This is a genomic window from Natronoarchaeum mannanilyticum, assembly GCF_039522665.1.
In the GTDB taxonomy this organism is placed as follows: Archaea; Halobacteriota; Halobacteria; order Halobacteriales; family Natronoarchaeaceae; genus Natronoarchaeum; species Natronoarchaeum mannanilyticum.
This window is the reverse complement of the sequence record NZ_BAAADV010000003.1, coordinates 276,109-288,086: the sequence shown is the minus strand read 5'-3', so window position 1 is coordinate 288,086 and position 11,978 is coordinate 276,109. Positions and strand designations below refer to the sequence as shown.

Below are 11,978 nucleotides of genomic sequence, written 5' to 3'. Positions count from 1 at the left end.
CGCCGGCGCCGACGCGGTGGGTGTGATCGCCGACGTTCCCGTCGAGACGCCTCGCGAGGTCAGCGCCGAGCGAGCGCGCGCACTGCTCGACGCCGTTCCGCCGCTGGTCACAGGCGTGCTCGTGACGATGCCCGAGACGCCCGCGGACGCGATCGAGCTCGTCGAAACGGTCGATCCCGACGCCGTCCAGCTCCACGGCGACCTCTCGCCCAGAGACGCGGCGACGGTCGCCGACGCTGTGTCGATCCCTGTGATCAAGGCGGTCGACGCCGACGAGCCCGAGCGCTGCGCGGCGTACGACGACACGGTCGATGCCCTGCTGGTCGATTCCGTCGACGCGGCGGGCGGCGGCGGCACGGGCGACACCCACGACTGGGAACGCACGCGCGAGGCGATCGCCGACGTCGAGTCGCCCGTCCTGCTGGCCGGCGGGTTGACGCCCGAGAACGTCGCCGAGGCCGTCGCGACGGTCGAACCGTTCGGCGTGGACGTCGCGAGTGGGGTCGAGCGGGCGAACCTACCCGACGGCGCTGACGGTCGCAAGGACCCCGACGCCGTTCGCCGGTTCGTCGCGAACGCCACCCGTCCGTCGGAGGCGGTCGCGCGATGACGCCCGAACTGACGCCCGGACGCGAGATGTTCCGCCAGCACGTCGCCAACGCGGCGATCGGCGGCGACGAGGGCACCGACGCGGCGGTCGTCCGCACGTCGGTCGAACTCGACGTCGACGCGACGCCGCTGTCGGCGTACGCCGCGCTGACCGGTCGGACGACCGACCTGCCGCCCGCGGAGTACGCGTTCCTGCTGGAGAGCGCCGAGAAGACGGCCTCCAGCGACCCCGACGGCGCGTTCCGCCCGACGTCGGCGTCGGCCGACCGCCACGCGCGATACTCGTTCGTGGGGTACGACCCCGCCGCGGTCGTGACGGTCGACCCCGACGAGACCGACGTCGAAGTGCTCGGCGACGATCGGTACGACGACCTGATCGATCCTACTGGAGGAGACGCCACCGAGACGCTGCGCTCGGCGCTGCCGGACGCCGAACTCGCGGGCTTCGAGAACGGCGACCGGCGCCAGCTCGACGGCGGGCTCGTCGGCTTCCTCGCGTACGACGCGGTGTACGACCTCTGGCTCGACGAGGTCGGCGTCGAGCGTCCCGAGTCGCGGTTCCCCGACGCGCAGTTCGTGCTCAACACGAAGACGCTCGTGTTCGACGAGGTCGCCGAAACGCTCTCGCTGGTGTTCACGCCGGTCGTGCGGGCCGACGACGACGTCGACGCGATCTACGACGAGCTGGTCGCCGAGGCCGAGCGGGTCGCGGGTGTCCTCGAAGACGCCGAGGCGCCCGACTGCGGCCCGTTCGTGCGCGACCGCGAGGTCGCCGGCCCGCAAGACGAGTACGAGGACGCCGTCCGCGCCGCCAAGGAGCACGTCCTCGACGGCGACGTCTACCAGGCCGTCGTCTCCCGCAAGCGCGAGCTGTACGGCGACGTCGATCCACTCGGGTTCTACCGGGCGCTCCGGGAAGTCAACCCCTCGCCATACATGTACCTGCTCGGGTACGACGACCTGACGGTGGTCGGCGCCAGCCCCGAGACCCTCGTCTCGGTCGAGAACGACGAGGTCACGGCGAACCCCATCGCGGGCACCTGCCCGCGCGGGGCCAGCCCGGTCGAGGATCGGCGGCTGGCCGGCGAGATGCTCGCGGACGGCAAGGAGCGGGCCGAGCACACGATGCTCGTCGACCTGGCGCGCAACGACGTGCGCCGGGTCAGCGAGTCCGGTTCGGTCCGCGTCGACGAGTTCATGAACGTGCTGAAGTACTCGCACGTCCAGCACATCGAGAGCACCGTCACCGGACGGCTCTCGCCCGACTCGGACGCCTTCGACGCGACGCGGGCGTCGTTCCCGGCGGGGACGCTCTCGGGTGCCCCGAAGATCCGCGCGATGGAGATCATCGACGACCTCGAACTCTCGCCCCGCGGGCTGTACGGCGGCGGCGTGGGCTACTTCTCGTGGACCGGCGACGCCGACGTCGCGATCGTCATCCGCACGGCGACGGTCGAGCACGGCGCCGACGAGGACCGGATCACCGTCCAGGCCGGTGCCGGGCTGGTCGCCGACAGCGACCCCACGTCCGAGTACGAGGAGACCGAGCAGAAGATGGACGGCGTGCTGACCGCGCTCGATCGGATCGAACTCGATCCCGACGCCGAAACCGAACCGGAGGTGAGTCGATGAGCGACGCGACCGGCGAGCGGGACACGACCGGCGCGCGCGACGCCGCGGCGGCGTCGGCGTCCGACGACGAACTGCGAGTGCTGTTCGTCGACAACTTCGACTCCTTCACGTACAATCTCGTCGAGTACGTCAGCGAGCACGCCGAGACCGAGGTCGTCCGCAACACCGCCAGTCTCGAGGACGTGCGCGCGATCGACCCGGACGCCGTGGTGATCAGCCCCGGACCGGGCCACCCCGAGAACGACCGCGATGTCGGCGTCACGATGGACGTGCTGCGCGAACTGAGCCCCGACGTGCCGACGCTCGGCGTCTGTCTCGGCCTCGAAGCCGCCGTCTACGAGTACGGCGGCTCGGTCGGCCGCGCGCCGGCGCCGATCCACGGGAAGGCCTCGGAGATCGAGCACGACGGCGAGGGCGTGTTCACCGGGATCGACCAGGGGTTCCGCGGCGGGCGCTATCACTCGCTGGTCGCGACCGAGGTGCCCGATTGCTTCGAAGTGACCGCCACCGCGGAGCACGATGGGGAGGAGCTCGTGATGGGGGTCCGCCACCGCGAGCACTCGATCGAGTGCGTCCAGTTCCACCCCGAGAGCGTGCTCACGTCGATCGGTCACGACGTCATCGAGAACTTCCTCGCGGACGTCTGAGAGGGGAGGATATCGGCCGCGTACCGGTCGGAATGGCGAACAGGCGGCGCTCGCGTTCGCGACGCGGCTGGCCGCGCACCCGCCTCGACCTGCGTCGCGCCAATTCTCAGGAGACACGTCGGTTGGCCGCTCGATTCCCCGTAAACCTGTTGCGGATCGTCCGGAACGGTGGTCGCCCGGCTCAGAGTACGCCGACGCCGGCCATGCTGGCCGCGAACAGCACGGCGGCGACGACGCCCGCGATCATCAGGAGCTTCCACGCGAGGTTCAGTAGCAGGCGCGCGGCGAACACGACGACGGCCGCGACCGCGATCGCGCCGAGCAGCTGCGTGGCGGGGTCCGAGGGGAGCGACTGGGCGATCACCGCGCCGGCCGCGACGCTGGCAGAACTGATCATGGGCTGGAGATGTCTCCGAGCGGTTATAACTGTTCCCCAGAATCGGGCGCAGGTTTCGCTGTACCGGGCGGCATCTAAACGGGCGAGGCGGAGACGTCGAGGGCGGTTCTCGGCGGGTATCGATGTCCGGTGTCGGTTGTCTCGCTAACGACCGGTCTTCGACCCGACCTTTCACTTTCACTGCGGACTGCCTAAGCTTATTATGCCTGGTCCCATGGCCACACACAGGGCCGAACCCCCAGAGTCAGGGGCGTGCCGAACGTACCCACACACGACCAGTGACACGTTTATGCAAACAGATTTGTAGTAGTGCAAGCGTGGACGATTCAGGTCGTTTTATAGGGTTCCATCCAGTAGGAAGTGCCCGTCCACAACTACCCCGAACCATGACGCACACAACCCACAAAACCGCACGAGGCTATCGCCCCGCGCCCGAGGTGAGCGCCGCATGAGCGACGCGGAGCTCTCGGCCGACGAACTGACCCTGCCGATCAAGCGCACCGACGGCGACACCCTGGAGGAGCGCCTGACCGGCAACGCGTACCACAACATCCTGCCGGCGCGCTACCTGCGCAAGGACGCCGACGGCGAGCTGATCGAGTCTCAGGAGGATCTGTTCGATCGGGTCGGGAAGAACATCGCGCTCGCCGAGGCCGTCTTCGAGGCTCGCAATCAGGACACCGAGATCTCGGTCACGCCGGACCAGCTCAAGCCCGACCACCCGCGCCGCGACGAGCTCGCGGCCGACGTGTTCGGCAAGGGCACGACCGCCGAGGACGACGTCGAGACGACGCTCTCTATCTACAACGTCAACAAGTTCGCCTACGACACCGTCGTCCCCGAGCTCCCCGACGAGATCCGCGCACACGTCGAGGACGTCGCCGACGAGTTCCAGGGCATGATGGAGAACCTGGACTTCATGCCGAACTCGCCGACCCTGATGAACGCTGGCGACGAGCTCCAGCAGCTTTCGGCGTGTTTCGTCGACTCCCCCGAGGACGACATCGACGACATCCACCAGACCGCCAAGGAGGCCGCCCAGGTGTTCCAGTCCGGCGGCGGCATGGGCTACGCCTTCTGGCGCCTGCGCCCCTACGGCGACGCCGTCGGCTCGACCGGCGGCATCGCGTCGGGGCCGATCACGTTCATGCGCACGTACGACCAGATGTGCGAGACGATCGCCCAGGGCGGCGCGCGGCGCGGCGCCCAGATGGGCGTGATGCGAGTCTCGCACCCGGACGTCATCCAGTTCATCCACGCCAAGAACAAGGACGTCTCGCTGGCCGAGACGCTGCGCCTGAACGACCCCGACGACTTCACGCACAACTCCTTCCAGGAGGCCCTGGACGAAGCTCGCGAACTCATCGACGACGAGGGGAAGGTCCCCAAGCACCTCCGGAACGCCGTCGAGGGGCACCTCTCGAACTTCAACATCTCGGTCGGCGTCACCGACGACTTCATGGAGGCGCTGGAAGCGGGCGAGGAGTTCACGTTCACCAACCCGCGCACGGGTGAACCCCACATCGCCACCGAGGAAACCAAGGAGCTGTACGACATGTTCGGCCTCGGCGACCACGTCGAGGTCGGCGAGGAGCTGTCGATCCCCGCCGAGGAACTCTGGGACGACATCGTCGAGGGCGCCCACGAGAACGGCGAGCCCGGCGTGATCTACCTCGAACGCGTCAACAAGGAACACTCCTTCGACGTCGAGGAACACCCCGACCACCGCATCCTCGCGACGAACCCCTGCGGCGAGCAGCCCCTCGAGGAGTACGAGGCCTGCAACCTCGGGCACATCAACCTCTCGACGCTCGCCGACCAGCAGGCGCCCGACTGGCGCGTCTGGGCCGACGAGCACGCAGACGAGTACGATAGCCTGGAGGACGCCGTCGACGCGTTCCTCGAGGAAGCGGTCGACTTCGACGAGTTCGACCGCCGGATCGAGATGGGTACCCGGTTCCTCGAGAACGTCGTCACGATGTCCGATTTCCCGGTCGAGAAGATCGAACAGAAGGTCCGGGAGATGCGCAAGATCGGCCTCGGCGTCATGGGGCTGGCCCAGCTGTACATCCAGCTCGGCGTCGAGTACGGCAGCGACGAGGGCAACGAGATCGCCCGCCAGGTCATGCGCCACATCAACCACGGCTCGAAGTGGGCCTCCCACGAGCTCGCCGAGGAGCGCGGCGCCTTCGACGAGTGGGACAACTCGAAGTACGCGAACCCCACCGAGTACCGCGAGTGGTTCGAGCGCCAGACCGGCCTCGACGCCGACGACTGGGAGGACGGCTTTGCGATCCGCAACCACAACACGACGACGATCGCGCCGACCGGCACGACGTCGATGGTCGGCAACACCACCGGCGGCTGCGAGCCGATCTACAACGTCGCCTACTACAAGAACGTCAGCGACGACGTCCAGGGCGACGAGATGCTCGTCGAGTTCGACGACTACTTCCTCCGCGTGCTCGAGGAGAACGACCTCGACGTCGACGCCGTCAAGCAGGAGGCCCAGGAGCAGATGGCCAACAACGAGTTCGACGGCATCGACGGCCTGACGACGGTGCCCGACGCCATCGGCGAGCTGTTCGTCACCACCGGCTCGCTCTCCGCGAAGGAGCACGCCGGCGTGCAGGTCGCCTGCCAGGAGGGCGTCGACTCGGCCATCTCGAAGACCGTCAACGCGCCCAACGACTCCACCGTCGACGACGCCAAGGACGTGTTCGAGTACATCTACGAGCACGGCGGCAAGGGCGTCACCTACTACCGCGACGGCACCCGCAGCAAGCAGGTGCTGACGACGCGCGCGAAGAACGCCGACTTCGCCGACGAGTCCGAGGCCGCCGAGGCCCTGATCGAGCAGATCCAGGACGTGTTCGGCGGGATCGAGGGCTTCCTCGAGAACGAGGACGTCCAGGCCGCGCTTGACCAGCAAGTTGAGGAGCTGCTCGACCTCGCGGACGGCGACGCCGATCTCGCCGAGCAGTACGCCAAGAAGCGCCCGCGTCCCGACGTGCTCCACGGCGTCACCCAGCGCATCGACACGGGCTACGGGAAGCTCTACGTCAACATCAACGAGGACGAGGACGGCCGGCCGTTCGAGCTGTTCGCCAACATCGGCAACTCCGGCGGCTTCACGGCCTCCTTTACCGAGGCGCTGGCCAAGACCATCTCGACGGCGCTCCGTTCGGGCGTCGACCCCGAGGAGATCGCCGACGAGCTCCAGGGGATCCGGTCGCCGAAGGTCGCCTGGGACAAGGGCGAGCAGATCCAGTCGATCCCGGACGCCGTCGGTACCGCGATGCGACGCTACCTCGACGGCGAGATCGAGAAGGCCTACCCCCAGCAGCAGAACCTCACCGAGCTGGAAGACGAGGTTAGCGGAGCTGACGCGCGCACCGAACCGGAGCCCGACGGCGGCGTCGCCTCCGCCGACGGCGCGCAGGGTGCCGACAAGTCGGCTTCACAGGACCTGATCGACGCCGGCGAGAGCCCCGAGTGTCCCGACTGCGGGTCGCTCTCGCTGTACTACTCCGAGGGCTGCAAGACCTGCGAGTCCTGCGGCTGGTCGGAGTGCTGAGCAGGAACCGACGCGGTAGCCGGCGTCAGACGACCGTCTGACGCGCCAGAGCGCTTTTTACGCCGGTCGATCTACTCGGTCGTAGATGCCGTCGCTCCGCATCGACGTCCCCGAGTCGCTGGTCCGCAAACTGGACACCGAGCGGGATCTACTGGGCTTCGACTCCCGGGAGGCGTATCTGCGCTGGATCCTCGATCACCGCACGAACATCGACGCCGGCTCGGAGCGCGAGCGGGCGCTCACGGCGTACGCCGAGCGCGTCGAGGAACTGGAGGCGAAGCTCGACGAGGCCGGCGGGGGCGCGTCCGAAGACGCCCCAGAAACGGCGTCGGCCGATGCGGAGAACAGTACGCTGGACGCGGGGACCGAGAACGCAACGCTCGACGCCGACGCGTGGTCCGACTCGTCCGGCTCGCGGTCGGACGCCGACGCGGCGTCGCACGGTGCTGACGCCGAAATCGAGGGAGACGACGCTGCCACGACCGATCGCAAATCTACTGCCGACGAGCCCGTCGACCACAACCTCGCGCCGGGCGAGGCTCGCATCTCGGACGACACGGTCAACGAGCTGGCCACCGACCTCGCCGGCGTCGAGGGGCAGCGATTGGACGCGTTCGCCCGCGAGGCGGTGCTACAGACCGGCGACCAGCTGCAGGGCAGCCCCGAGAGCGGGCTGACCTACCGGTCGGACGCCGCGCTGGCGGGCACCGACGCGGATCGCCCCGGCGAGGAAATCACCGACCTGGACGCCCTGGAAGTGCCGGGTCACGACGAGGCGCTCGTCGAGCGACGCCGGATCGCGGTCGGCGCAGCGCTGGCGCTGCTGCGCGAGCGCGAGACCGCGCGGCGCTCGCACTTCGTCGACGAACTCTACGACGAGCGCCCGGCGGGCTACGAGACGGCCGACTCCTGGTGGGGCTGCATCAAGCGCGGTCTCCGGCAGGTCGACCGAGTGTTGCCCGCCCACGACGACCGGCGCGTCTGGGAGTTCCACACGACGCCGGGCCGGGTGACGCGGCTCCCGAGCCGCGAGTGAGCTCTGACAAGACTCAAATCGATTCCGTACGTGTGTCCGCTGTGACCGACGAGAACGAAGTGGACGGCGGCCGTCCCTGCCCGATGTGCGAGGAGCCGCTGTACAAGCGCCACTGCAAGTACGTCTGTCCGCAGCACGGGGTAGTGTATGACTGCGGAGATACGTTTTGGACAAAATGAATTAGGAAAAAACGAAATAAATTATATGGTCGCCAGGGAGCAGTATTCGCGCGATGATTGCTTGACTGCACTACGGAAAGCCAGGGCCATCCTTGGAGAGTCGCCGAGTCGAAGAGCGTACGCTAGTCTTGATATCAGGCCCTCCCCCTCAGTAATCTATAATCGGTTTGGAAGCTGGGATGATGCCAAACGGAAAGCGGGATTAGAACCGTGCAAAGACGGCAGATCGTGTAAGGATGTCGACTCTCGCTATTTTAGGAAAATTGACGGTGTGAACAGCGCCTACTGGCTAGGATTTCTCTTCGGTGACGGATCGCTCATGGAACGGGAGTACAGTTACCGAGTTCAACTAACCATCCACAACCAGGACGAACCTCACCTTCGGCGTTTCAAGCAAGCAATCGGAGCAGAAAACGAATTGATAGAAGACGGGGACTGTCTTTCACTAAGAATAAGCGACGCAAAGTTCGCCGAGAACCTGATTGAGAATGGTTTCACTACTAATAAATCCTACGACGGTGCGTTACCGGACATCGTTAGTTGGGATCTAAAGCGAGCCTTCGTAAGAGGGTTGGCGGATGCTGATGGATACTTCGGAGTCTCGAAATTCACCATAACTGATAACACTTCTAAAAGATTGGAACGGTTACGCGATTGGATACCAGTCGATTACGAAATCGTACACGAGGAGATTGATGATCGTGATTGGGCGTATCTACGCAGTTCGGGGAAGGAAGATCTTCTAGCTCTGTACACGTGGCTATTTCCTGCTGGCAAAAGTACGGAGCCAGCGCTCGGACGAAAAAAGGACGTTGCCGTTGACTTCATCAGAAATCGACACAAGGCAGTTTTATTCAGTTGACAACGGCCGTGTCCTCTTCCGTGAAGTGGGTGTACGCCGGCCCCGCGAGCAGGAATGCCGCGGCGGCCGTCGTCGCGACGGTAAGCGGCAGCCCGACGCCGCCCAGCCCCCGTGCGGTGATCGTCGACAGCGAGCTTCCGACGACGACTGCCGCCACGGTCCAGGGCAGCTCCCCGACGAGCACGCCCAGCGCAAACGCGCGAAGCGGCACCGCGGAGAGGCCGGCGGCGCAGCTGACGGCGTCGGCCGGGATCGGCGCCAGCCGCGCCGCGACGACGCCCCGCAAGTCGCCCGCCGATCCGAAGTAGCCGCCGCCGACGCTCGCGAGGCGCTCGACCGGCGCGCAGTCGTTGCCCGCGCCGACCCAGCGCGCCGCGGCGTAGGTCGGCACCGACGTCAGCACGGCGCCCGCGAGCGCGACGGGAACGCCCGCCGCGATCCCCAGACCGTAGCCGACGACGACCGCGACGAGCGTTGGCGGCCACAGCGCGAGCGGCCGGACGAGGTACAGCGCGGCGACGACCGCGAGGAACGTCGCCGGATCGTCCGCCGCGGCGTCGACGGCCCCGATCGCCGCGTCGGGCGAGAGCGTCAGCGCGACGGCGACGACGACCGCGAGCAGGCCGACGCCCGCCAGCGATCGCCGCGTTCCCGGTTGCATCACTTCCCAGATGACAGGCACCCCTTGAACCTCTTTTGGTGGGGCGGCTCCGATCGCTGGAATCCGCTTTCGGACGCCGCCCTCGCCGCGGCGTCGTGATGCCGACCGCACCGCGGCAGCGTGATGCCGCCCTCGCCGCGGCGTCGCAACGGCCGCGCGACGTCGCCGGGCCCCGCGCCGGCCGCGCAACGTTTAATCCGCTCGGCCGCGCAGTCACGGGAGAACGCATGGACGGCGACCCCGTCGAGGTCGGGCTCGAACTGCTCGCCGCGCTCGAACACGAGGAGCTCAGCGTCGCGGAGGCGGTCGACCGCATCGAGACGGTGACGACCCACCCATCCGTCACCCGCGAGATCCTCGAAACCGCCGAGACGCGCGGGATCATCGAGCGCGAGGACGGCGTCGTCCGGCCCCAGCGGGGCACGCACGTCAGCTTCGAGAGCCAGGTCGTCCAGAAAGAAGGCGACTTCGAGTGTCGGCGCTGCGGCGCCGGCCTCTCGACCGGTCACTTCATCCGATTCGATTCGGGCGACCTGGGGCCCTTCGGCTCCTCCTGCATCCGGAAGGTCACCGGCCGCGACTGAGCTCCTCGACCAGCCGCTCGATGGCGCGGCGCTGCTGATCCAGCCGCTCGTTTTGCTCCTCGACGACCGCGCGGAGCTCGGCGATCTCGGCGGCCACGTCGTCGGCCGCGTCGATGTCCTCGTCCGACTCCGCCGGCTCGAAGCCCGCCTCCTCGAAATCGAACTCCGGTTCGGACCCGCTTTCGGCTTCATCCGCGTCGGCCGCTCGCTGTTCCGACGCTGCGCTGCTCTCCCGGGTCCGATTCTCCGCCGCCCCCGCTGTCGCGTCGTTCCGCTGGCGCTGAGCGCCGTCAGCTTGCCCGACGGAATCTGTCGCCGATTCGCTCGCCCGCTCGTTCGCGGCGTCGGCGGACCGCGCTTCGATCCCTTCACTCGCTGCCGACTCGGACTGACCGGCCGTCGACGCGGCCGCGTCGCTCGCGACCGGTGTCGATTCGGCGTCCGCCGATCCCGCGTTCACGGTCTCCCCAGCGTTTGCGTCCGAGGTGGCGCTCGACGCCGAGCCGGCGTCTGCGGTCGTGTCGGCGTCCGAAGTCGCGTTGTCGGGATCGCTCACCAGATCCTCGTCGTCCGGTGCCGGCGGGTTCGCGTCCAGCGGATCGACGCCCTCGCCGAAGGCGACCGCCGGCGCGTCGTCGCCGGCGTCGGCGACCTCCTCGTCGGGCGCGATGGCGGCGCGCAGCTCTTCGATCGAGCTCACGTCGTAGTAGTTACACAGCGCCTGGGTCAGCCGCTCGCGGACCTCGCGGGCGTGTTCTTTGGGCGCCTTGATGCGCTGCTGGCGTCCGTCGACCTCCAGGACGATCTGGGTCGCGACGCTCCCCTCCTCGAAGGTGAGGCCGGTGACGTCGGCGTAGTGGAACTCCTCGTAGTCCTCGTCCCAGACGACCTCGCCGATGTGCTTGACGAGGCGCTCGCTGGTGACGACCAGCGTCAGCTCGCTGAATCGGAACGTCTTGACGACCGTCTCGCCGGGATCGGTGACGCCGCCGGCGTTCATGATCCCCGCCAGCACCGGGTGGAGCGCGCTCTCGGCGCTGTTCGAGGGGAGCGTGAACTCCTTGGTTCCTTCGAGCGGGTACTCCAGGCTGAACCGCGTCTTCCGGCGCCCTTCCTTGACCGTCAGGCGCTCGGCGTCGTGGGGGTACTCCTCGACGGTTTCGTCGCTCAGCAGTCCCTCGCCGCGGTAGATCAGCGTCCGCGTCGGCGTGATGTACAGCACGTCCTCGCCGCCGAGGGGGACCTCCGCCGCGACGTCCTCGCCGTCGAGGGCCGATTCGACTGCTCCGGGTACGCTCATGCACCATTCTTTCTGCCCCATAGCTTAAAACCGCGGGCCGTTCCGTGCCCCGCAGCCTCGTGAGCGACTCACACCCTCGACCGCCGGAGATGAGAAGGTTAAAGGTAATCACCGGACAACTCCGAGTCGAGCCCGGGTGGCTTAGCTGGACATAGCGCCGCACTCATAGGGTTCTGAGCTTCGGTGCGGCTCGCCTTGGAAGCCTCTCATGTCCGTACGAGGACTGCCGAGCCTCGAACCTGGGACATGCGGAGATCGAGGGTTCGGAGCCCTCCCCGGGCATAGATTTTCACGCTGTCGCTCGCTCCGTCGAGCGGCGAGTCCGAGAAAATCGCAGCGCGAAACGGCGACGAACCCGTAGGATCTGCGCGAGCGTCAGCGAGCGCAGATGATGGAAGAGCTTGCTCTTCCCGTCGTTCGCGAGCTCTCCCCGGGCACTGTATTTCTACAGGAGGAGCGAACGATAGTGAGTTCCGAGTCCGAAGTTTGGGTGC

11 protein-coding genes and 1 tRNA gene are annotated in these 11,978 nt (G+C 67.4%); 9 read left to right on the top strand and 3 right to left on the bottom strand.

Going from position 1 to position 11,978, the window contains the following annotated elements; genetic code table 11:
- The 3 genes from ABDZ81_RS09960 to trpG all read left to right on the top strand — a co-directional run.
- Positions 1-610: phosphoribosylanthranilate isomerase (locus ABDZ81_RS09960; protein ID WP_343773815.1), on the top strand; the 610-nt coding region annotated here is incomplete at its 5' end.
- On the top strand, positions 607-2,241 hold the full coding sequence (gene trpE / locus ABDZ81_RS09955) for an anthranilate synthase component I (protein WP_425541906.1): 1,635 nt from the start codon (positions 607-609) through the stop codon (positions 2,239-2,241). The genes ABDZ81_RS09960 and trpE, both read left to right, overlap by 4 nt.
- Positions 2,238-2,888 carry an anthranilate synthase component II gene (gene trpG, locus ABDZ81_RS09950; protein ID WP_343773814.1) on the top strand — a complete coding sequence of 217 codons (651 nt, stop codon included), beginning with the start codon at positions 2,238-2,240 and terminating at the stop codon, positions 2,886-2,888. Before trpE ends, trpG begins: the two co-directional genes overlap by 4 nt.
- A gap of 181 nt (positions 2,889-3,069) precedes the next feature.
- Here the strand turns inward: trpG and ABDZ81_RS09945 are convergent, their stop codons facing one another.
- Complete coding sequence (locus ABDZ81_RS09945) at positions 3,070-3,285, bottom strand: DUF8029 family protein (RefSeq protein WP_343773813.1); 216 nt, start codon at positions 3,283-3,285, stop codon at positions 3,070-3,072.
- Between the two features lie 448 nt (positions 3,286-3,733).
- Between ABDZ81_RS09945 and ABDZ81_RS09940 the strand changes: the two genes are divergently transcribed.
- The 4 genes from ABDZ81_RS09940 to ABDZ81_RS09925 all read left to right on the top strand — a co-directional run bounded on the left by ABDZ81_RS09940 (position 3,734) and on the right by ABDZ81_RS09925 (position 8,939).
- Positions 3,734-6,862, top strand: a complete 3,129-nt coding sequence (locus tag ABDZ81_RS09940) for an adenosylcobalamin-dependent ribonucleoside-diphosphate reductase (RefSeq protein WP_343773812.1) — start codon at positions 3,734-3,736, stop codon at positions 6,860-6,862.
- Between the two features lie 85 nt (positions 6,863-6,947).
- Entirely contained in the window at positions 6,948-7,898 is a 951-nt protein-coding gene (locus tag ABDZ81_RS09935) for a hypothetical protein (protein ID WP_343773811.1), read from the top strand.
- A 41-nt stretch (positions 7,899-7,939) separates the two neighbouring features.
- The gene (locus ABDZ81_RS09930) at positions 7,940-8,077 is read left to right on the top strand and encodes an HVO_2523 family zinc finger protein (RefSeq protein ID WP_343773810.1); all 138 of its coding nucleotides are present in this window, start codon (positions 7,940-7,942) and stop codon (positions 8,075-8,077) included.
- Positions 8,046-8,939 carry a homing endonuclease associated repeat-containing protein gene (locus tag ABDZ81_RS09925; protein ID WP_343773809.1) on the top strand — a complete coding sequence of 298 codons (894 nt, stop codon included), beginning with the start codon at positions 8,046-8,048 and terminating at the stop codon, positions 8,937-8,939. Before ABDZ81_RS09930 ends, ABDZ81_RS09925 begins: the two co-directional genes overlap by 32 nt.
- On the opposite strand, the gene ABDZ81_RS09920 is transcribed toward ABDZ81_RS09925, so the two are convergent.
- Positions 8,932-9,600: a TVP38/TMEM64 family protein gene (locus ABDZ81_RS09920; protein ID WP_343773808.1), complete on the bottom strand. Its 669-nt coding sequence runs from the start codon at positions 9,598-9,600 to the stop codon at positions 8,932-8,934. The genes ABDZ81_RS09925 and ABDZ81_RS09920 overlap by 8 nt on opposite strands.
- Before the next feature lie 227 nt (positions 9,601-9,827).
- Between ABDZ81_RS09920 and ABDZ81_RS09915 the strand changes: the two genes are divergently transcribed.
- Positions 9,828-10,184, top strand: coding sequence for a DUF5830 family protein (locus ABDZ81_RS09915; protein WP_343773807.1), 357 nt, complete (start codon positions 9,828-9,830; stop codon positions 10,182-10,184).
- On the opposite strand, the gene ABDZ81_RS09910 is transcribed toward ABDZ81_RS09915, so the two are convergent.
- Positions 10,168-11,484 carry a DUF7115 domain-containing protein gene (locus ABDZ81_RS09910; RefSeq protein WP_343773806.1) on the bottom strand — a complete coding sequence of 439 codons (1,317 nt, stop codon included), beginning with the start codon at positions 11,482-11,484 and terminating at the stop codon, positions 10,168-10,170. The two genes, ABDZ81_RS09915 and ABDZ81_RS09910, sit on opposite strands and share 17 nt — an antisense overlap.
- 130 nt (positions 11,485-11,614) lie before the next feature.
- Between ABDZ81_RS09910 and ABDZ81_RS09905 the strand changes: the two genes are divergently transcribed.
- Positions 11,615-11,766, top strand: a tRNA-Met gene (locus ABDZ81_RS09905).
- Positions 11,767-11,978 lie beyond the last annotated feature (212 nt).